This is a genomic window from Pseudonocardia sp. (assembly GCF_050250275.1).
Lineage (GTDB): Bacteria > Actinomycetota > Actinomycetes > Mycobacteriales > Pseudonocardiaceae > Pseudonocardia.
Genome location: NZ_JBFWOY010000044.1, coordinates 24,844 through 45,176, shown reverse-complemented (window position 1 = coordinate 45,176; position 20,333 = coordinate 24,844). Strand labels below are relative to the sequence as shown.

The 20,333-nt window shown below is 73.9% G+C and carries 19 protein-coding genes and 1 pseudogene; 13 read left to right on the top strand and 7 right to left on the bottom strand.

Translation table 11 applies throughout. From position 1 onward, the window contains the following. A partial coding sequence (locus tag AB7F12_RS28885; protein ID WP_428518043.1) for a hypothetical protein occupies positions 1-422 on the bottom strand: 422 nt, incomplete at its 3' end. A gap of 470 nt (positions 423-892) precedes the next feature. Between AB7F12_RS28885 and ligD the strand changes: the two genes are divergently transcribed. After that, positions 893-1,864 (top strand): non-homologous end-joining DNA ligase, encoded by a 972-nt coding sequence (ligD, locus tag AB7F12_RS28880; protein WP_428499730.1) that lies wholly within the window; start codon positions 893-895, stop codon positions 1,862-1,864. Continuing rightward, positions 1,861-2,523, top strand: a complete 663-nt coding sequence (locus AB7F12_RS28875) for an HAD-IA family hydrolase (protein WP_428499731.1) — start codon at positions 1,861-1,863, stop codon at positions 2,521-2,523. Before ligD ends, AB7F12_RS28875 begins: the two co-directional genes overlap by 4 nt. On the opposite strand, the gene AB7F12_RS28870 is transcribed toward AB7F12_RS28875, so the two are convergent. From AB7F12_RS28870 to AB7F12_RS28860, 3 genes and pseudogenes are all read right to left on the bottom strand, one after another. Then, entirely contained in the window at positions 2,495-3,667 is a 1,173-nt protein-coding gene (locus AB7F12_RS28870) for an iron-containing alcohol dehydrogenase (RefSeq protein ID WP_428499732.1), read from the bottom strand. The two genes, AB7F12_RS28875 and AB7F12_RS28870, sit on opposite strands and share 29 nt — an antisense overlap. Positions 3,668-3,887: 220 nt before the next feature. Beyond that, positions 3,888-4,190 (bottom strand): annotated as a pseudogene (locus AB7F12_RS28865) (VIT1/CCC1 transporter family protein); the annotation flags it as partial. A 117-nt stretch (positions 4,191-4,307) separates the two neighbouring features. Next, positions 4,308-5,525 carry a hypothetical protein gene (locus tag AB7F12_RS28860; protein ID WP_428499733.1) on the bottom strand — a complete coding sequence of 406 codons (1,218 nt, stop codon included), beginning with the start codon at positions 5,523-5,525 and terminating at the stop codon, positions 4,308-4,310. A 112-nt stretch (positions 5,526-5,637) separates the two neighbouring features. Between AB7F12_RS28860 and AB7F12_RS28855 the strand changes: the two genes are divergently transcribed. Then, the gene (locus AB7F12_RS28855; protein WP_428499734.1) at positions 5,638-6,624 is read left to right on the top strand and encodes an aldo/keto reductase; all 987 of its coding nucleotides are present in this window, start codon (positions 5,638-5,640) and stop codon (positions 6,622-6,624) included. Between the two features lie 96 nt (positions 6,625-6,720). On the opposite strand, the gene AB7F12_RS28850 is transcribed toward AB7F12_RS28855, so the two are convergent. Beyond that, entirely contained in the window at positions 6,721-6,897 is a 177-nt protein-coding gene (locus AB7F12_RS28850; protein ID WP_428499735.1) for a ClpX C4-type zinc finger protein, read from the bottom strand. 62 nt (positions 6,898-6,959) lie between these two features. On the opposite strand from AB7F12_RS28850, the gene AB7F12_RS28845 reads away from it, so the two are divergent. From AB7F12_RS28845 to AB7F12_RS28830, 4 genes are read left to right on the top strand one after another with little or no spacing between them, the layout of a single operon-like run. Next, a complete protein-coding gene (locus AB7F12_RS28845; RefSeq protein WP_428499737.1) occupies positions 6,960-8,378 on the top strand; it encodes an acyl-CoA synthetase in 1,419 nt (472 codons plus the stop codon). Continuing rightward, the gene (locus tag AB7F12_RS28840) at positions 8,378-9,214 is read left to right on the top strand and encodes an alpha/beta fold hydrolase (protein ID WP_428499738.1); all 837 of its coding nucleotides are present in this window, start codon (positions 8,378-8,380) and stop codon (positions 9,212-9,214) included. The genes AB7F12_RS28845 and AB7F12_RS28840 overlap by 1 nt, the downstream gene beginning before the upstream one ends. A gap of 57 nt (positions 9,215-9,271) precedes the next feature. Continuing rightward, positions 9,272-10,864 carry a D-alanyl-D-alanine carboxypeptidase/D-alanyl-D-alanine endopeptidase gene (gene dacB / locus AB7F12_RS28835; RefSeq protein ID WP_428499739.1) on the top strand — a complete coding sequence of 531 codons (1,593 nt, stop codon included), beginning with the start codon at positions 9,272-9,274 and terminating at the stop codon, positions 10,862-10,864. Beyond that, entirely contained in the window at positions 10,849-10,989 is a 141-nt protein-coding gene (locus tag AB7F12_RS28830; protein ID WP_428499740.1) for a hypothetical protein, read from the top strand. Before dacB ends, AB7F12_RS28830 begins: the two co-directional genes overlap by 16 nt. Positions 10,990-11,127: 138 nt before the next feature. Here AB7F12_RS28830 and AB7F12_RS28825 read toward each other — a convergent pair whose 3' ends face one another. Next, positions 11,128-11,568 (bottom strand): hypothetical protein, encoded by a 441-nt coding sequence (locus AB7F12_RS28825; RefSeq protein ID WP_428499741.1) that lies wholly within the window; start codon positions 11,566-11,568, stop codon positions 11,128-11,130. Here AB7F12_RS28825 and AB7F12_RS28820 point away from each other — a divergent pair. After that, positions 11,567-12,133: an RNA polymerase sigma factor gene (locus AB7F12_RS28820; RefSeq protein ID WP_428499742.1), complete on the top strand. Its 567-nt coding sequence runs from the start codon at positions 11,567-11,569 to the stop codon at positions 12,131-12,133. The genes AB7F12_RS28825 and AB7F12_RS28820 overlap by 2 nt on opposite strands. A 110-nt stretch (positions 12,134-12,243) precedes the next feature. Here AB7F12_RS28820 and AB7F12_RS28815 read toward each other — a convergent pair whose 3' ends face one another. Then, positions 12,244-13,728, bottom strand: a complete 1,485-nt coding sequence (locus AB7F12_RS28815; protein WP_428499743.1) for a dynamin family protein — start codon at positions 13,726-13,728, stop codon at positions 12,244-12,246. On the opposite strand from AB7F12_RS28815, the gene AB7F12_RS28810 reads away from it, so the two are divergent. The 5 genes from AB7F12_RS28810 to AB7F12_RS28790 all read left to right on the top strand — a co-directional run bounded on the left by AB7F12_RS28810 (position 13,727) and on the right by AB7F12_RS28790 (position 20,319). After that, positions 13,727-15,760 (top strand): dynamin family protein, encoded by a 2,034-nt coding sequence (locus AB7F12_RS28810; protein ID WP_428499744.1) that lies wholly within the window; start codon positions 13,727-13,729, stop codon positions 15,758-15,760. The genes AB7F12_RS28815 and AB7F12_RS28810 overlap by 2 nt on opposite strands. A 100-nt stretch (positions 15,761-15,860) precedes the next feature. Next, the gene (locus tag AB7F12_RS28805) at positions 15,861-17,021 is read left to right on the top strand and encodes a hypothetical protein (protein ID WP_428499745.1); all 1,161 of its coding nucleotides are present in this window, start codon (positions 15,861-15,863) and stop codon (positions 17,019-17,021) included. 73 nt (positions 17,022-17,094) lie between these two features. Further along, on the top strand, positions 17,095-17,535 hold the full coding sequence (locus tag AB7F12_RS28800) for a BtrH N-terminal domain-containing protein (RefSeq protein WP_428499746.1): 441 nt from the start codon (positions 17,095-17,097) through the stop codon (positions 17,533-17,535). A gap of 41 nt (positions 17,536-17,576) precedes the next feature. Then, entirely contained in the window at positions 17,577-18,407 is an 831-nt protein-coding gene (locus tag AB7F12_RS28795; RefSeq protein ID WP_428499747.1) for a hypothetical protein, read from the top strand. A 46-nt stretch (positions 18,408-18,453) separates the two neighbouring features. Then, the gene (locus AB7F12_RS28790; protein ID WP_428499748.1) at positions 18,454-20,319 is read left to right on the top strand and encodes an Hsp70 family protein; all 1,866 of its coding nucleotides are present in this window, start codon (positions 18,454-18,456) and stop codon (positions 20,317-20,319) included. The last annotated feature ends 14 nt before the right edge of the window (positions 20,320-20,333 follow it).

Genomic DNA, 20,333 nt, shown 5'->3' with positions numbered 1-20,333 from the left:
CCGGCGTTCCCGCCACCGGGGTTCCCGCCACCGGGGGTCCCGCCACCGGGGTTCCCGCCACCGGGGTTCCCGCCACCGGGGTTCCCGCCACCCGGGTTCCCGCCACCGGGGTTCCCGCCACCGGGGTTCCCGCCACCGGGGTTCCCGCCACCGGGGTTCCCGCCACCCGGGTTCCCGCCACCCGGGTTCCCGCCACCCGGGTTCCCGCCACCCGGGTTCCCGCCACCAGGGTTGCCCCCGCCCGGGTTCCCACCACCCGGATTGCCACCACCCGGGTTGCCGCCACCCGGTTGACCCTGACCGGCGCCCTGCCCGCCAGGTCCGGCGACCGGTCCTGCCGCTTGTGCGACAGCGCCACCCATCAGGAGAAGGCTGCTGGAGAGCGCCGCGACGTACGCGCCGCGGCGGAGGTTCTTGTTCACGCGTTGGTCCTTCCGGCAGTGACGCGCAGTCGGGGGCCGGCGTCGTCGAATTCAGTGAAAGTCGAGGGGAGTCGAGTAACTCCGGTCCACAGCCGATCGTTTCCTGGGAATCGCCTGTTACGACGCCGCGAAAAGTTGCGCCGTACGGCCGCGAGAATTGGTCGAAAGTCGCCGCAACCTGCGGGTCGCTCGCGCGTCCGATTCGTCGATCGAGGCTCTGAACAGGGAAGACTCCGAGCAGACCGAATCAATCAGCCGGATGGACCCGGGCCTTCCGACCTGTCACAGAATCCGGTGATGCAATTCGGGATCAGAATAAACAGGACATTTCGTCGCTGCAATCACCGAGTCGCGCGGGTCCCGGCTCGTTCGGCGCCGGCCTCCCGGAGCGGGCCGAGCCGGCGGCGCCCGGAACCCATCGCGGTCCACGGCCTGGTAGGACAGTCCTGTCCGAGTTGGGAGGAGCGGCGATGGCCCGGGGCACGACGGAGACGCGCGAGGGCGTCGAGCTCACCAACCTCGACCAGCCGCTGTTCGATGGCGCGGAGGCCACGAAGCGCGACCTGGTGGATCATCTCGACGCCGTCGCCGACCGCATCCTCCCGGAGCTGCGGGACCGGCCGTTGTCGGTGATCCGCGCGCGGCCGGGGTCGCCGCCGTTCATGCAGAAGAACCTGCCGAAGTACGCGCCGGAGTGGCTGCGGTCGACGACGGTGTGGGCGCAGACGTCGCACCGTGAGGTGTCGTACGCGCTGGTCGACGACCGGCGGGGGCTGTTGTGGTTCGCCAACCAGCGGGCGGTGGAGTACCACCCGACGCTGATGCGGCTCGACGACCGGCATGCCCGGCTGCTGGTGATGGACCTCGACCCCCCGGAGGGTGACGACTTCGCGGCGGTGGTGCGGGCGGCCCGGCTCGTGGAGCAGGCGCTGGCGGACGCGGGGCTGGCTGCTGCGGTGAAGACGAGCGGCGCGAAGGGCCTGCACATCGTCGTCCCGCTGGCCGGCGACCCCGAGTTCGACGACACGGCGGCGGCGACGCGCGCCTTGGCGGTGCGCGCGGAGGCGATCGACCCGTCGGCGGCGACGACGGCGTTCATCAAGGACGACCGGGGCGGCAGGGTGTTCCTGGATCCGACGCGGGTGGGTGGGGCGACGATCGTCGCGGCCTACAGCCCGCGGGCGCGGCCGGGGCTGCCGGTGTCGTTCCCGGTGGCGTGGGCGGATCTCGACGACGTGCACCCGCGGGACTTCACCGTCGCGACGGTCGGGGGGCTGCTGGGCGACGGTGATCCGTGGCGGGAGGCGATGCCGGAGCCGCAGCCGTTGCCGCCCGATCTGGTCGAGCAGGGGCACACGATCCCGGTGCCGCGGGTGCAGGCGATGCACGAGGGCAAGCGGCGCAAACGCGCGCGCGAGCAGGCAGCGGAGGAGCAGAGTTGAGCCGTACGACCGTCGTGTTCGACTTCGGCGGGGTGATCACGTCGTCCCCGTTCGACGCGTTCAACCGGATGGAGGCCGAGCGGGGGCTGCCCCGGGACCTGGTGCGGCGCATCAACACGGTGAACCCGGACGGCAATGCGTGGGCGTTGTTCGAGCGGGCGGAGATCGACGAGGCCCGGTTCGACGTGTTGTTCGCCGAGGAGGCCCGGGCGCTGGGGTACGACCTGCCCGGGCGCGACGTGCTGGCGTTGTTGGCGGGTGACCTGCGTCCGCGGATGGTCGAGGCCCTGGACCGGCTGCGCGCCATGGGTTACCGGCTGGGTTGCATCACCAACAACGTGCCTGCGGGGCACGGCTCGCAGATGTCGCCGACCGCGCGGAAGGCCGACGCGATCGCGGCGGTGATGGCCCGCTTCGACCATGTCGTCGAGAGCAGCAAGGTGGGTGTGCGCAAGCCGGACCCCCGCGTCTACCTGTTCGCGTGCGACGCGTTGGGGGTCCGGCCCGAGGAGTGCGTCTACCTCGACGACCTGGGCATCAACTGCAAACCGGCTGCGGCGCTGGGCATGCTCGCGATCAAGGTGACGGGCGAGGACCAGGCCCTGGCCGACCTGCAGGCGGACGACGCGCTCACCACACCTTCTGCAGCAGCTCGGTGATCGTCGCCTCGTCGACGGGGCGGGGTGACTCGCGGACGACGATGTCGCCCATCGACGACGTCGCGACGCCGGGGATCTTGTCGCGCGGGATGCCGAAGTCGGAGACGCGGCGGGGCACGCCCAGGTCGTCGAGGAGCCGGTCCATGGCGTCGGCGGCCGGTTCGCCGGGGGTGGCGACGCCGGCCTCGACGAGGGTCGTCGCCATCCGGGCCTGAGCGTCGTGGGTGACGGGCTCGAGGAAGCGCATGACGTGGGGCAGCATGATGCACGAGGTCACGCCGTGCGGGATGCCGAGTGCGCCGAGCTGGTGGCCGATGGCGTGGGAGAGCCCCAGCGACACGTTGTGCACGCCGATGATCGACATCCAGGCCGCGATCTGACAGTTCAGCGCGGCCTCGTGGTCGTTCGCATCTGCAACCGAGCGGGGCAGGTTCGCAGCGAGCAGGCGCAGCGCGCCCGTCGTCAGCGCGGAGAAGAACGGGTGGGCGTTCTTGGCGTAGCCGATCTCGATGGCGTGGTCGAGGGCGCGGACGCCGGTCTGGGCCCACAGGTCGCGCGGGGTGTGGGCGGCGAACTCGGGGTCGAGGAACACGACCTGGGGGGTGAGCTCCAGGTAGGCGGTGAGGTCCTTGGTGTCGCGGGCGTGGTCGACGGAGCCGCAGAAGCCGTCCCATTCGGCGGCCGACAGGGTGGTGGGGACGGCGAAGGTGGGTAGCGGGGCGGTGTCGAGCGGGCGGATCGTCACGGTGTCGGGGTACTCGAAGACGACGGCGAACTCGGCGAGGCCTGCGGTCGTCGTGATCCCGTGTGCCACACCGAGTGCGGCGAGTTTGGCGGCGTCGATGGGTGACCCACCGCCGACGGCGATGAGCACGTCGGCGCCGGAGTCGCGGGCCTCACCGATGAGCTCGACTACCCGGTCGACCGGGTTGTGCGCGAGGACCCGGTCGTAGACGCCGGCGACGGAGGCGCCGAGCTCGTCGACGAGGTCGCGGAAGTGCGCGCTCGACCCGACGGAGCGCCCGGTGACCAGGTAGGCCCGCGACAGCCCCCGGCTGCGGAGCTCCTCCCCGATGGCGTGCACGGCTCCGGGGCCCTGCACCACCCGGTCGATGCGCGGCATGTCGAACGTGGTCAGCCCCATCTGTGGCTCCTCCTCGAACCTCGGCTGGTCCGATTCTGGCCCCCGACCGGCCGGTCGGTGCAACCGTTCGGGGACGCCGGGGACGTCCGGACCGTGCGACGGTGACGGTCAGAGTCCGATCAGGGTGCCGCCCGCGAGGGTGAGCAGCATCGTGACCAGTCCGAGGGAGACGGTGCGCACGACGGTGCGCCACATCCGGGCGCCGCCGAGGGTGGCGACGAAGTCCCTTGGCCTCGTAGATGCCGGTGAGCTCGGCGAGCTCCTCCTCGGGCGAGCTGTCGAGCTGACGGCGTTCGGCCTCGATGGTGGCCGACCTGGCGTCACGTTCGTCGGCCACCTCGGAGTACCTCATGCCGCCCAGCGCGATGGCACCGCCGACCATGGCGGCGAGCGCCGCCAGGACGATCGTGCTGCCGGTGGCCCCGGCACCGAGCAGCCCCTCCACGACCCCTGCGGTGGCGATGATGCCGTCGTTCACGTCGACGACGTGCCCGCGGACCTGCTCGCGGTCGAGCCTCGGCACGATCCGGCGACGCCCGGGATCGTCGTGGCCGGACCGGACGGTCGGTGTCACGCAGGGTCCTCCGCCGGCCGGTCGACGAGCATGGGTCAGCGTAACCGGCAGCGGGGCGTGTGGGCGTCACGTCGTGGCGGCGGCCCGGTGGTCGACCATCTCCCGGAGCAGTGCCCGCCGGACCCGGGGCCGGTCGGCCAGGTTCACGGCGAGAACGGTCAGCACCACGTAGGTGACCAGGGCGCTCGCGACGAGCGCGAGCAGCGGCACCCACGTGCCGCCGAGCTCGTCGATCATCGACTGTTTCGCCCACACCTTCCATGTCAGCAGGAAGTTGACGCCCAGCCCGATGACGTAGGAGACGGCGAAGGACAGCAGGAACGGTCGCAGGGTGCCGTCGTGGCGGCGCGCCGTCAGCGGTTCGACCCGCAGCGGCGCGAGCACGGACAGCATGTTCCCCACCCCGAGCCAGACCAGCATCATCGTCAGCAGCTCACCGAGGGCCGCGAGGAACGCGTCGAAGTCGTCCGCCCACCAGGCCAGCAGCGTGCACAGCACCAGGCCCACCGCCCCGACCAGCGCGAACAACGTGGCGTTCTTGCTCAGCAGCAGGTGCCACAGGCGTTTCCCGCTGGTCAGGGCCTCCCGGACCCGGCCGGCGTCCCAGCTGAGCGCGTTGGTGCAGACGACACCTCCGATGACGCCGGACAGCGCGTAGAGCGCGAGGAACGGCACCAGTTCGGAGTAGGTGTCCCATCGGAACAGGCGCACGAAGCCGAGGTAGGCCAGGCCGATGCCGAGGCTGACCGCCAGTTTGACCAGGATGGACCGGGGCCTGGTGCGCAGGACGTTGGTGAACTCGGAGCGCACGTCCGCGCCCACGACCTGGGTGTGGCGCAACGCGGGATGGCCGGGCGGCAGCAGCCGGTAGCCGCGGACGGCGCTCGCGACCTCCTCGGTGTCCCCGGCCCGCAGTGCCGCGGCGCGGGCCTCGAGGACAGCTCGATGGGCCTCCAGCAGGCTGAGCCGGGCCACCGCGACCGCCGCGTCGGCGTCCGCCTCGGCCTGCGCCGCGGCGGCGACGGCGTCGGCCGGTACCGGGTCGTCGTGGTCGTCGCGGTCTGCCGCGACCAGCTCACCGAGGCGGTGTCGCCAGACCGCCGACGGCTGGACCGCGGAGATCCGCGGGTTCGCGAGCGCGGAGCGGTCGTCGTCGAGGTCTGCGGCGACCCGGCTCGCGGCGGTGTCGATCGCCGGGCCGCTCTGCCAGGCCACCGACCGTGCGGTCAGCTCGGCCCGGGCGGCCCGACGCGCCACCTCGGTCAGTCCCGTCAACGCCGACATCCAGCCTCCGCCACCACGAGTTCCGGGCCCCGCGCGGAGGATCTCACGCGGCGCCGGCTCACCCGGCCGGCCGAGGGTGCGCGCCGGGTGCCCGGGTCTAACGTCGTGGGGCGTGGCCCTTCCCACCCGATCTCTCGGGACCCTCACCGTCAGCGCCCTCGGCCTCGGCTGCATGGGCATGAGCACGGCCTACGGCGACGCCGACCGCGACACCTCGCTCGCCACCGTCAACCGTGCCATCGACATCGGTGTCACCTTCATCGACACCGCCGACGTCTACGGGAGCGGCCACAACGAGGAGCTGCTCTCGGAGGTCCTGCGCACCCGTCGCGACGACGTCGTCCTCGCCACCAAGTTCGGGCTGATCGCGGGCGCCGACGGTCGTCCCGGCGGCATCGACGGCCGCCCCGGGCGGGTGCGTGAGGCCTGTGAGGCGTCGCTGCGCCGGCTGGGCGTCGACCACGTCGACCTGTACTACCTGCACCGGCCGGACCCGCAGGTCCCGATCGAGGACAGCGTCGGCGCGATGGCCGAGCTGGTGCAGGCGGGGTTGGTCCGCCACCTCGGCCTGTCGGAGGCGACCGCGCCGACGTTGCGCCGTGCGGTCACCGAGCACCCGATCGCGGCGCTGCAGTCGGAGTGGTCGTTGTTCACCCGCGAGCTGGAGGACGACATCGTGCCCACCGCCCGCGACCTGGGCATCGGGATCGTGCCCTTCAGCCCGCTGGGCCGCGCGATCCTCACCGGCCGCGTCTCCGGCGACACGGCGATGGGCGACGGGGACATGCGGCCCTCGATGCCGCGTTTCCAGGGCAACAACCTGACCCGGAACCTGTCGGCCGTCGAGACCGTCACCGCGGTCGCGCAGGCCCACGGCGTCACCGCCGGGCAGGTCGCGCTGGCCTGGCTGCTCGCCAAGGGCGACGACGTCGTCCCCATCCCCGGCACCAAACGGATCGCCTACCTGGAGGAGAACGCGGCCTCGGTCGACGTGGTCCTGACCGACGACGACCTGGCCCGGCTCGACGCGATCCGCCCGGCCGGCGACCGGTACCCGGACATGAGCCGCATCGGCAACGAGACCCCGGCCCGCGCGTGAGTGCCGTGGCGGAGTGGTTCGCGGACCGGTGATCGCCGGGCCGGCGGTGGTGACGCACACGTCCCGTGGCCGACGACGGGCCGCGGGCGGGCGGGGTCAGGTCGACGGGGCCGGGGCGCCGGGCTCGGTGGTGTCGGCTTCCTGGACCGCGTCCGAGGCGAGGCGCACGCAGTCGTCGCAGATCGCGGCGTCGACGCCCACCACGAGCCGGTGCACCTCGTCGGCGCCCTTGCCGCAGAAGGAGCAGCGGGGTTGCGCATCGGCGGTGGCCACGGGCCGACCCTAGCGCGGCGGCGGCATCGGCAGAACGCGCATCCGGCCTGCATGATGACGTCGTGCCCGCACGCGACGACGCCACCCTCCGGCCGCTGCTCGGCCCGGACCGCCACGACTCCCGGCCGGCGGTCACCGTCGGCGACGCGGCGCTGCACCGCGCGGAGCTGTGGGGTGCGGCGGGCGCGGTGGCGGAGCGGATCGCGGGGGCGCCGGCGGTCGCGGTGCACGGCGACGCGAGCCTGGAGACGGTCGTCTCCGTGGTGGCCGGCGTGTTGGCGGGGGTGCCGGTCGTGCCCGTGCCGTCCGACGCCGGGACGTCCGAACGCGCACACGTGCTCGCCGACTCCGGCGCCACGTTGTGGCTGGGCCCGCCGACCGAGGGTGTCGCGTTGGAACGGGTCCCGGTCGACCCGGCGGCCGGCGGCGGCAGCGGCATCCGGGCGGAACCGGACCCCGACGCCACCGCATTGATCATGTACACGTCGGGGACGACGGGGAAGCCGAAGGGCGTGGTCATGTCGCGGCGGGCGATCGCCGCCGATCTCGACGCCCTCGCCGACGCCTGGGCCTGGACCGCCGACGACACCCTGGTCCACGGGCTGCCCCTGTTCCACGTGCACGGGCTGGTCCTGGGGATGCTGGGGGCGCTGCGGCACGGGTCCCCCCTGGTGCACACGGTGCGGCCCCGGCCGCAGGCGTACGCGGCGGCGGGCGGCACGCTGTACTTCGGGGTGCCGACGGTCTGGTCCCGGGTGGCCGACGACCCGGGTGCGGCCCGTGCGTTGAGTGGCGCGCGGCTGCTCGTCTCCGGCAGCGCCGGTCTGCCCGACCGCGTCGCCGGGACGCTGACGGCACTGTGCGGGAAGTCGCCGGTCGAGCGCTACGGGATGACGGAAACGTTGATCACCGTGGCCGCGCGGGCGGATGCGCCGGTCCACACCGGGTGGGTCGGGACGCCGGTGGCGGGCGTCGAGTCGCGGCTGCGCACCGAGCACGGCGACCCCGTCGCCCATGACGGCGCCACGGTCGGTGACCTGCAGGTCCGCGGCGCCACGATGTTCGAGGGCTACCTCGGCCTGCCCGAGGCGACGGCCGCGTCGTGGACCGACGACGGCTGGTTCCGCACCGGCGACGCCGCCGTGATCGCCGAGGACGGGCGGCACCGGATCGTCGGCCGGATCTCGGTGGACCTGATCAAGACGGGCGGCTATCGCGTGGGGGCCGGGGAGATCGAGGCCGCGTTGCTCGACCATCCCTCGGTGCGGGAGGCGGCGGTGGTGGGCGAGCCCGACGACGATCTCGGGCAGCGGATCGTCGCCTACGTCGTCGGCGACGACGTCCGGCCCGACGAGCTGATCGCCCACGTGGCGGGCGGGTTGTCCACGCACAAGCGGCCGCGCGAGGTGCGGGTGCTGGAGTCGTTGCCGCGCAACGCGATGGGCAAGGTCCAGAAGACTCTGCTGCCGAAGGGGCGATGATGCTGGCCCATGACCGCGCCGGGACCGGGGCTCCCGTGGTCCTGCTGCACGGCTGGCCCGGCGACCGCACCGACTACACCGACGTCGTCGCGCAGCTCTGCGGGGGCGACGGCGGGGTCGACGTGGTGGTGCCGGACCTGCGCGGCTTCGGGGAGTCCGACCGTGACCCGGGTGGCGACCATGCGATGGGCGCCCAGGTGGGCGCCGTCGTCGAGCTGATGGACCACCTCGGGCTCGCCGATGCCGTGTTCGGCGGGTACGACATCGGGAGCCGTGTGGCGCAACAGCTCGCCGTCGAGCATCCCGACCGGGTGCGCGCGCTCGTCGTGACGCCGCCGTTGCCCGGTGCGGGGCGGCGTGTCCTGGAGCCGCAGGCTCAGCGCGAGTTCTGGTACCAGGCGTTCCACCAGCTGGAGCTGGCCGAGCAGCTCCTCGACGGGAAGCCGGACGCGGTCCGCGCCTACCTCGCGCACTTCTGGAACCACTGGAGCGGGCCGGCGTTCTCCCCGTCGGACGCCCGCCTGGACCACCTGGCCGGGCGCTACTCGGCAGCGGGGGCGTTCACGGCGTCGATCGGCTGGTACCGCGGCGGGTCGGGGACGGCGGCGCGGGCGCTGGTGGAGCAGCCGCCGGAGGTGCGGATCGCGGCGCCGACGACGGTGCTGTGGCCCGAGCACGATCCGCTGTTCCCGCGGGCGTGGTCGGACCGGGTCGGGGAGTGGTTCGCGGCGGCGGAGGTCCGGCCCGTCGACGGGGCGGGGCATTTCGTGCCGGTGGAGGCCCCGGCGGTGTTCGCCGGGGTGGTGCGGGACGCCGCGGTCCCCGTGGTGCAGTAACGCCACGCGGACTTGCCCGAGTAGGGGGTGAGCAACCGCCGAGACCCGGGAGTCCTCATGGTCCAGGAGAGCGGACGCCCGGCACCGTCCCGCCGCGCGTTCCTCCGCACGGCCGGTGTGGGAGCCGCGGTCCTCGGCGTCGTCGCCTGCAGCAGCTCCCCGTCGACGACGCCGGTGGGCACCACGGCGCAGACGACCGGTACGCCCGCCCCACTGCCCCCGTCGGGCGACGCCGTCACCAAGGGCCCGAAGTACGCGATCAGCCGCTGGCTCGCCCACACCTCCGACCTGAGGACCGGTGAGGAGCTGTTCGCGCTCGACGCCGGCGACCTGACGTTGGCGGCGTCGACCACGAAGCTGTGGTCGACGGCGGCAGCGCTCGACACGTTCGGCCCGGACTTCCGCTTCGAGACACCGGTGTACCGCAACGGTGCGGACCTGGTGCTGGTGGCCGTCGGGGACCTGACGATGGGCGGCCGCGACACCCCGCAGGGAACGATCGACTTCCGCCCGCTCGACCACGCCGAGGCCAACGACATCCCCGGCGCGTCGCTGACCCCGCAGGACCCGCTGGCGGGGCTCGACGATCTGGCCGCGCAGGTCAGGGCGGCCGGGATCACGCAGGTCACCGGCGACGTGGTGATCGACGCGCGAATGTTCGACCAGGCCACCAAGGACACCTACGTCCTGTCCCCCATCATGATCAACGACAATCTCGTCGATCTGACGATCACCCCGGGTGCGGTCGGCGCCGCCGCGACGCTGGTCTCGCGACCGGTCACCGCGGCCGTCACCGTCGACTCGACGGTGACGACGTCGGCCGCCGACCAGCCCGCCGCCGTCACCGTCACCGAGGACGGCGGCAGGATCACCGTCTCGGGCACCGTCCCGGCGGGCGAGCCGATCCTGCGCATCGCCGAGGTCGAGGACCCGCCGTCGTTCGCGCGGACGCTGTTCATCGAGGCCCTGGTGCGCGCGGGTGTCGCCGTGTCCGCCACCCCGACGGGCCCCAACCCCGTCGCCGCGCTGCCCGCGCCCGGCTCCTACGCGCCGGGTGACCGGGTGGCCCTGCACCGGTCGCTGCCGTTCTCGGAGAACATCAAGCTGGTCAACAAGGTCAGCATGAACCGTCAGGCCGACACCCTCGTCGTGCTCATCGGCGCGAAGAACGGGAAGCGCACGCTCGACGACAGCATGCCGCTGCTGCAGCCGTTCATCCGCAAGGCGGGGATCGACCCGGCGTCGCTGTCGCTGGCCGACGGCCGCGGCAACGACTACTCCGACCTGTTCTCGCCGCGCACCGTCGCGACCCTGTTGCGCTACATGGCGACCCGCCCCGACTTCCCGGTGTACAAGGCGTCGATGCCGATCTTCGGTGTCGACGGCACCGAGTCGACGACCGTCGCGCCGGACAGCCCGGCGGCCGGGAAGGTCCAGGCCAAGTCGGGCACCACCGTCGCCGGCGACGCCATGAACGGCCGCGGCATGATCATGGTGCGGGGCAACGCCGGGTACATGACGTCGAAGAGCGGGCGCGAGTGCGTCGTCGCCGCGTACGTCAACTACGTGCCGATCGCCGACGTCACCGGGGTGTTCGACGTGCTCAAGGACGTGGGCGCCGTGGTGGTGTCGATGTGGGAGAACTGCTGACCCACCGGGCCCGCTGGGAGCGCACCGGCATCCGTCGCGGCGCCGCACTGCGCGCCGCGGCCCCGCGGACCGCACCGTGGCGCGGGGGTCCGGTCCGGCCCACCGACCGCACCTCCGCCGGCTGAACGGACGGACGGCGCGAACCGTGTAACCCCGGCAGGCCCTCGCGCGACAACCGGGAAGAGGCCTCCTGTCGCCGGGGCCGGGGGAGGCGCAGGACCGTGAGCCGGGTGCTGTCCGGTGCCGTCCCGGCCCGTCCCGCGTCAGTAGCCGCTGTCGTGCCAGCCGTCGAGCGACCCGTCGTCGGCGACGTCGTGGGTCCCGTCGGCACCGGCGTCGACGTGATCGTCGTGCCAGTCGTTGGTGTCCGCTCCGGCGTGCCCCCCGGACGCCACGGACCCGGCGCCGTCCTGACCGGGGTCGTCACGGCCGGCGGGGTCGTCACGGCCGGCGGGGTCGTCGTAGCCGGCGGCAGCGTCGTGTCCGGCGGGGTCGGCCCGCCCGCCCGCGCCCGCGGGCGGGACGAGGTCGTCGACGTCGGCGTCGGTGTCGGTCACGGCCGCCGACACCATCCGGCTCCACACCGCGTCCGGCATCGGGTCGGGCTCGGCGAACAGGTCGGCGGTCTCCGACTCGTCGAGATCGTCATCGGGGACGCTGTCCATGTCCAGGTATCCGTCGGCACCCAGCGGGAGTTCGGTCATGGGATCACCCCTCCACTCGGAGGACACCGGGCCGGGCGATGCGGGACGCGCCGCCGAGCTGGAACTGGTGCGCCGCGCCGGCGCGGGCGACACCCGCGCCTTCGCGACGCTCGTCGACGCGCACCGTGACCGTGCGTGGGCGGTGTGCGTGCGCATCACCGGGCACCAGTACGACGCCGAGGACGCCCTGCAGGACGCGCTGACCGCGGCCTGGCGTCACCTGCCGACGTTCCGCGGCGACGCCCGCTTCGGGACGTGGCTGCACCGCATCGCGGCCAACGCCGCGCTCAAGCTGGTGTCCCGCCGCCGCGACACTCCGGTCGACGAGGCCCCCGAGGTCGCCGACAGTGGCTCCGACTTCGCGCCCGGGATCGCCGATCGTGACGCCCTCGACGCGGCGCTCGCACTGCTCCCACCGGACTTCCGCGCCGCGCTCGTGCTGCGCGAGTACGCCGACATGTCCTACGCGGAGATCGCCGACGCCCAGGGCGTCAACATCCAGACCGTGAAGAGCAGGCTGAACCGGGCCCGCCGCGCCGTGGCGACGCTGCTGCAGGACCGATGACCGAGCGAGGTCGCTCATGGTCGCCCCTCCCCTCCGATGGTGTGCACGCTTGTTGGAGCCGCGTGGGGTCCCGGATGTTCCCGAGACCCGCGACATTTCTCCGGCGGGTGTCAGAGATCGGCCCCGACGAGCGCGTACGACCTGGTCAGGACGCGGGCGGCCTCGCCGACGCGGGGGTCGCGGGCGGTGGTGGTCGCCGTCTGGGCGCGGTCCCAGCGCCGGGTGAGCTCGGCCCGCAGCTCGGGCGACGACAGCGGTCGGCCGGCGCCGAGGCGACGCCACGGATCGTCGTTGTCGATCATGAGGTCGAGCTCACGGGTCAGGTCGCGGGCCAGCGCACCCGAGCGGCCGGCGAGCAGCTGCAGGGCCCGCAGCTCCGCGATGCGGTGCATCGCCGGCTGCAGCTCGACCTGCTCGATGCGGTCACGCAGCCGTGCGCCCGCCTCGTACGACGCGGGCATGCTGCGGGACAGGCCGCGCAGCCCGCGCAGCATCCGCTCCACGGTCAACGGCACGCAGCGGCGGACGAACCGGGTGCCGACCAGGTCCTCGACGGGGCTGAGCCCGCTGCGGTGCGACAGCCAGTTCTGCAGGGCGCCCGCCCCGGCCCCGGCAACGCCACGGGCGTAGTTGACCGCGTACGGGCCCAGCTCGTGCAGGACGTCGCCGACCGCGGCGGCGTCGACACCCGGGGGGACGCCGAAGCGCGGCAGCATCTGCAGGCGTGCCGTCTCGACGGGCTGCAGTGCAGCCAGGGTGCGTGCCTTCGTCTCGGTGACCAGCCCCGTCCGAGCGGCCTGGCCGAGCAGAGCGGCGACGGGCACGACCGCGGTGAGCAGCGTCGGATGGTCGCCCGCGATGCGGTCGGCGACGGTCCGCGCCTCGACGAGGGGGTCGCGCGGCGACCACGGCCCGGACCCGAACAGGTCGGCGTGCGACAGCACACCGATGACCCCCGCCGCGGTCGAGCCCATCGGACCCGTCGCGGCCTGGTGTGCGCGGATGAAGTCGATGTCGTCCTGCTTCTCCACGTCGCGGAACAGGTAGAGCAGCGCGCTCGCCTGCTCCACCGCGCGACTCGACGGTGTCTCCCCCGCCGCGCCCTCGCCGATCGCGACGCGGCGCACCGCCTCGTCACCGGGACGGTCGAGCGAGCCGAGACCCGGCGTGTCGATCAGGGTCATCTGCCGCAGCGCGCCGGCCTGCAGGAACACCTCGATCCGCTCGATCCGCTCCGCGGGGACGGCCGGCGTCTCGGGCAGCGCGCCGTCGAACGGCAGCGGGTGCACGGTGCCGTCACGCAGCACGAGCTGGGCACGGTCGGGGGCACCGAACCGGTACCAGGTGACGACGCGCGTGCACTCCCCCGCGGCCGTCGGCGCCACCCGGCGCCCGATCAGGGCGTTGACCAGCGTCGACTTCCCCGCCGACACGCGGCCGACGACGGCCACCCGCAGCGGCTCGGTGACCGAGGCCCGCAACGCGGCCAGCTCGGCTCGGGCGCCGGAGGCGAGCAGGGCGGGCGCCTCGTCGCACAGTGCCAGGACGGTGCGCGTCATCCGGTCGGTCGGGCCGGCCCCGGCAGGAGGCACCATGAGCGAATCCTATGCGCGCCCACCTCGACCCGGCGGGGGGCGCGAGCGGCTGCGCGACGAGGAGGGGAGCGACGCGATGGCCTCCGATGACCCCGTGGAGCAGGTGGCGGGCCGGCCGACGACGGCGGGCGCGGCCGGGGCGACGCGCGGCCGCGCGTCGCTGCTCGGGGGGAGCCTCGTCCGGTCCGGGCTGCCGCTCGACGCCGCCCAGGGCCGCGCGATGCGCGAGACCCGCAAGCTGCTCAACCAGCACAAGCGCACCGACCTCCTCGAACGGCTCGAGGCGCGGCTGGCCGCGACGCCCGGCCCGCCCGTGGTGGCCGTCGTCGGCGAGGCCAAGCGCGGCAAGAGCTCCCTGGTAAACGCCCTGCTCGGGCGCCGGGAGATCGTCCCGACGGGCGCCGACATCACCACAGCGGTGTTCGTCGAGGTGCGCTGCGACGACCCCGCCGCCACGGCGACGGAGACGGACGCCGCCGCGCTGCCACCGCCTGGCGGGGCGAACGTCGTGTTCGCCGACGGGACGGTCCGCACCGTCCCGTCGGGACGGGTGCGGGACTGGGTCGCCGTCGGCGCGCGCCCGGACGGGGGCCAGGGGCCCGACGTCGTGGGTGTCCGGATGCGGTCGGGCCACGGGCGGCTGCCGGGCGCCACGATCGTCGACACCCCCGGTGCGGGCGGGCTGGACAGCGGACACGCGAGGCTCGCCCTGCAGGCCTGCCGCAGCGCCGCGCTGCTGGTGTTCGTCACCGACGCCGGTCAGCCCCTGCCCGGGCCGGAACTGGCGTTCCTCACCGAGGCGTCACGGTCGGTGGAGCGGGTCGTCATCGCCGTCACGAAGATCGACAAGTACCCGTCCTACGAGCAGGTGGTCGACGAGATCCGGGGCCTGCTGGCCCGGCACGCGCCGCGGTTCGCGGCGTCGCCGGTGGTGCCGGTGTCGGCGGAGCTGGCGCTGCAGGCGACGACGTCCCCGCCGGCGCTCGCGGCGGACCTCGACGCGTTCTCCGGTGTCCCCGCGCTGGTCGGGGCGATCACCGAAGGGCTGGCCGACGCGTCCGGGCTCGCGGTCCGCAACGCGCTGCGCACCGCCGACCACGCGCTCGGCGAGATCGCCGACGAGATCGGGCGGACCATCGAGGCGGTCAGGCAGACGCCCGGCGCCGAGAGCGCGGCCGACCGCGAACGCGAGGAGCTCGTCGAGCTGCGCGAACGGCAGGGGACGTGGTCGCTGTACCTGGACCGCGACCTGCGGCACGCGCGCGGCCGGGCCGTCGAGACGCTGGGCCGGGAGGGCGACCGGCTGCGCGTCGTGTGGCGCGAGCGGCTGGAGAAGCGGCGGATGGCCTACAGCCGCGCCGCCGCCGAGCAGGCGACGAGCGAGCTGCGCGGCGACCTCTCCGCCATGGCCGGCGCCGCGGCGCTCGAGTTCCGGGACGCGGTGACGGCCGTGGTCGAGGAGCTGGTCGGGCCGGAGCAGGCGGCGATGATGCTCCCGGCGAGCGGCGCACGGTCCGTCGTCGACGCCGTGGACGCGGGCCGCACCGCCCCGTCGGGGATGCGGAAGCTGTTCGACCCGTCGCTGCTGTTCATCTCCAACTCGGCGGGGACGACGGCGTTCCACATCGCGGCACCCGCCGGGGCGGCGGCCGCCGCGGCCGGGGCGATGGTGCTGCCGCTGACACTGGCGATCGCCGGCGGCGTCTCGGCCCTCGTGCTGATGACGTTGTTCCGGCAGGGCCAGACCGCGCAGCGCCGGCTCGCCGACTGGGCGTCGGAGGAGGTCGTCCGGGTGCGGACCGCCACGACCGCCGCCCTCGACGACCTCGTCAACGACGTGAAGCCCGAGATCATCGTCGCCTACCGGGCGGTGCTCTCGGCGCGGATCGCGACGCTCGACCGGGTCATCAAGGAGGCGCAGGCCGCCGACCGCGCCGACGCCCGCGAGCGCGGGATCACTGTCTCCGGCCTACAGCTGCAGCTCACGGCGCTGCGCGACCAGCAGAAGGAGCTCGCCACGCTGCTGGGCTGAAGAAGTTCGGAACTCGGCGGAACAAACGCGCCGCCGCCCGTCTCCAATCACTGTCCGCGCCACGCGGACCGACCGCAGACACGACGAGACGGAGCCGGCGATGAGCGACCCGACCTTCACCGAGGACCACACCGCGATCGTTCCCGCGTCCGATCAGGGCAGCGACCACGCCGACCCCGGCTACTCCGACACCACGACCCACGACGACAGCGGCTACGACTCGGGCTACGGCTCCGGGTACCAGGTCGTCGACAGCAACGACAACGGCATCGCCGACACGGTGCTCGTGGAGCTGGCCCCGGGGCTGCAGGGCGCGATCGTCGACGTGAACGAGGACGGCACCCCCGACGTCGTACTCGTCGACATCGACGGCAACGGCAGCTACGACGCCTCCATCCAGCCCGACGGCAAGGGCGGCTTCGTCGTCTCCGTCGACACCGACGGCGACGGTCGCCCCGACGAGTCCCGCACCGTCGGCCGCGACGAGCTCGACGCCGTACTCCCCGGCCTGGCCGAGGTGCTCGACCCGTCCGGCACCGGTGTCCACACCGGCACCGTCTCCGACACCGGCGGCGGGTCCGGACAGCCGGTCGTGTACGACACCGACGACAACGGCATCGCCGACACCGTCGTGGTGGAGCTCGCGCCCGGCGTGCAGGGCCTGATCGTCGACGTGAACGAGGACGGCACCCCCGACGTCGTCATGATCGACCTCGACGGCAACGGCCGGATCGACACGATGATCAAGGCCGACGGCAGTGGCGACTTCGTCGTCGGCTACGACGACGACGAGGACGGCAAGGTCGACCGGCAGGAGCCGATCAGCCGCGAACAGCTCGACGCCGCCGTCCCCGGCCTGGCCGACGTGCTCGACCCGTCGACCGGCGGCCACGACACGACCGTCTCGGACGGGGCGGTGGGCGCGCCGTCCGACGTGCAGGAGCTCGACACGAACGAGAACGGTGTCGCCGACGCGGTGGCGTTCCAGATCGCGCCCGGCGTCCAGGCCGTCGCGGTCGACCCCGACGAGGACGGCCGGTTCGACGCCGTGCTGATCGACCTGAGCGGCGACGGCTCGCTCGACACGATGGTCGCGCCCGACGGCCGGGGTGGCTTCGTGATCGGCTACGACGACGACGGAGACGGCCGGATCGACCGCGAGGAGACCGCGACCCGCACCCAGCTCGACCAGGCCGTCCCGGGACTGGCCGACGCCCTCGACCCGCGCGGCGGCTCCGGCACCGGCGGTCGCGCCGTCTGACCCCGGCCACCCGGTCACCCCTGTCCGCCCGGCCTCGGTTCGCGGGCCACCCGACACGAGAGCGAGACCTGCGATGTCCGACGACCTGATCGACGTCACGCACGACGGCGGCGGCGGCGGCGACCACGCCCTGGAAGCGCTGGACCAGGCCCTGGGCGACGGCCGCGGTGTCATCGTGACGATCGACAGCGGCGAGGTCTGGTACGGCGAGACGACCGAGGACCACGTGCTCGACCACGCCGTAGTCGTCGCGGGGATCGACCCCGACCGCGGCGTCGTGCTGCTGTCCGACCCGGGCAACCCGAACGGCAACCTCGAGGAGGTCCCGATCTCGGTGTTCACGGACGCCTGGGCCGACAGCCGGTACGAGATGATCGCCTGCGACGAGCCGGCCGCGGCGCTCACCGACGGCCCGGGGGGCGCCGACGGCGGGACCACGGCATCCGGGCCGGGCCTCGATGCGGTGTTCACCCGTCCGTGGGCGATGCTTCCGGTGACCGTGACGGTGACGTGACGGGGTCGGGGTCAGGACCGGGCGGGGCGTGGGAGGACGGCGTGCAGAGGTCGCTTCACCCGGTCCGCAGGGCGGCTGCGGTGCTGGTCACCGCCGCGGCCCTCGGGCTCGTCGCCGCCTGCGGTGATGCTGGTGACCAGGTCACCCCGGCCACGGCGAGCGTCCGGCAGGGCGCCCCGTTGCAGGGTGCGGCCCCCGGCGGCCAGGAGGGCAGCCGCCTCGCGGGCGCCCCGGAACGCCCGCAGATCACGGTGCAGACCGTCGCACCCGAAGGCCCCCTCGCCGGCGAGCCGCGGAATCCGGGCGCGCCGGCGGTGACCGGGACCGGGCTGTCGCGGGGAGTCCTCCCGCAGCAGGCGCCGGAGCCCACGGGCGGCGCGGTGTCCCCGGTCGCCACGATCGGGGGCGGCCCGGTGCCGACCACGGCGGAGTCCGCCGGCGGGGCCGGGCCGCTGTGGATCGCGCTCGGGGCCGTGGTGCTCGCGGCGCTCGCGTTCCTGGCCGGCCGGCTGACCGCGCCGCGGCGGGGAACGCACGTGCCGGGCCCGATCCCGGTCGCCCCTCCCACGGGAGCGCCGCGGCCCGGGGGCCGCGAGGCCACGCTCGTCGACGGCATGATCGGGGCGCACGACCTCGCCTCCGACGAGGCTCAGCAGCGCCACCTCGAACAGGTCCTGCGCCGCAGCGGGATCGTCCCGGTCCTCCCCGCGCCGGGCAGCCCGCTGGAGCACGCCGAGGTGGTCGGGACGGCACCGGCCACGTCGCCCGCCGAGATCGGGACGGTCGCCGGCGTCGCCCGGTCCGGGTGGGCCGACGGCTCCTCGATCATCCGCCCTGCCCAGGTCATCGTCTACGTGGAGGCGGCGGAATGAGCAGCGCCGCCACCACCCCGACCACCTCACGTGTGGAGCAGTTCTCATGAGCGCCGGCTGGATCCTGTCCATCGACTTCGGCACGACCAACACCGTCGCCGCGGTACGCATGCCGGGCGGAGAGATCCGTTCGGTGCGGCTGAGCAGCGACGCCGACCAGATGCCGTCGTGCGTGTTCGTCGAGGGCCGCGAGATCGTCGTCGGGCAGCCGGCGGCGTCGCGGGCGATGTCGGCGCCGACCCGGTTCGAGGCCACACCCAAACGCCGCATCGGCGACGACACGGTCCGCCTCGACAACCGGCAGGTCCCCGTCGTCAACCTCGTCGCGGCCGTGCTGCGGCAGGTGGCGACGCGGGCGGTCGCCACCGCGGGGGGCACGCCGCCCGAGCAGGTCGTGCTCACCCACCCCGAGGCGTGGGGGGCGCGGCGGCGCGAGCAGCTCGCGCAGGCCGCGCAGCTCGTCATGCCGACGCGGCTGAGCCTGCTGTCCGAGCCCGTCGCGGCGGCCAGCTGGTACCTGCGGACCACGCGGCTGCCGCCGGGCCGCCGCATCGCCGTCTTCGACTTCGGCGGCGGCACCCTCGACGTCGCCGTGCTGCGCACCGACCCGGGCGAGCAGACCGGGTTCGTGATCGCGGCGTCGGCGGGCGAGGACCAGCTCGGCGGCGAGCACATCGACCGCAGGCTGCTCGACTGGGTCGACGCCGAGCTGCGCCGCAGCGGCCGCACCGACATCGCGGAACGCCTCGAGTCGCCCGACGAGGTCGCGGGCTGGCTGACCCTGCGTGACCAGGTCCGCGCGGCCAAGCATGCGCTCTCGGAGTACCCGTCGGCCCACATCGCGGTGCGGACGGTGCAGGGCACGGCGTCGTTGCTGATCACCGTCGAGGAGTTCGAGCAGATCATCGCGCCCGACATCGACCGGGCCGTCGCGCTGGCGACGACGGTCCTCGCCGACGCGGGCACGAAGGGTCCCGACGACCTCGCCGGCTTCTACCTGACGGGCGGGACGTCGCTGATCCCGCTGGTGCAGCGCCGGCTGGCTGCGATCCTGGGCCGCACGCCCGCGACGCTCGACGACCCGAAGCTCGTCGTCGCGCTGGGAGCGGCGTCGGCGGCCGCGGCCGCGCAGCCGGCCGTCGGCCGGCCCGCCCCCGGCGCACCGCAGTACGCGGGCGCCGGGACCGTACCGCCGGTCGTCGCCGGTGCCGGTCACGGCGGCCCGATCCACGCCGGACCGACCGCGCCCCCGGCCCACGGCGGAGGCGGCGGGCAGCCGCCGTGGGGTGCCACCCCGCAAGGGTTCGCCGACCCGGGCCGGCGGCCGACGGGGTCGGGCCGCGCCAAGTGGATCGCGGTGGCGCTGGCGGCGGTCGTCGTCCTGGCCGGTGCCGGGGTCGGGGTGTGGGCGCTGGTCCGCGACGGCGGCGGGGCCGGCGGCACCACCACGACGGCGACGTCGACGACAACCGGCCCGACCCGCACCACGACGACCGCCCCCGCGGCCTACACCAGCCCGTACTCGGCCTCGGAGATCATCCTCGACCCCGACCGGAAGTGCACCCAGGGCTCGGGCCTCACCGACCTCGACGTCGAGGCGGTCATCTGCGCGCAGCCGCAGTACACGCAGTCGTTGATGAAGAACAAGGCGGCGTCGCCCGACGAGTACCTCGCCGCCCTGAAGCGCACGTTCACGACACCGTGGAACAAGATCGGCCAGGACACCCAGGGCTGCGCCGACGAGTACCTGACGAGCTACACCGACACCGACAACCGGCCCGTCGACCTCGTCGTGTTCATCTACCGCAACCGGCCCTTCGTGTGGTCGATCTCGGCCTACTCGGACAAGACGAGCCGGGAGACGACGCTCGCCGCCTCACTCGACGTCACCGACCCCACCCGGCTCTGCTGAACCCGCCCGCCCGC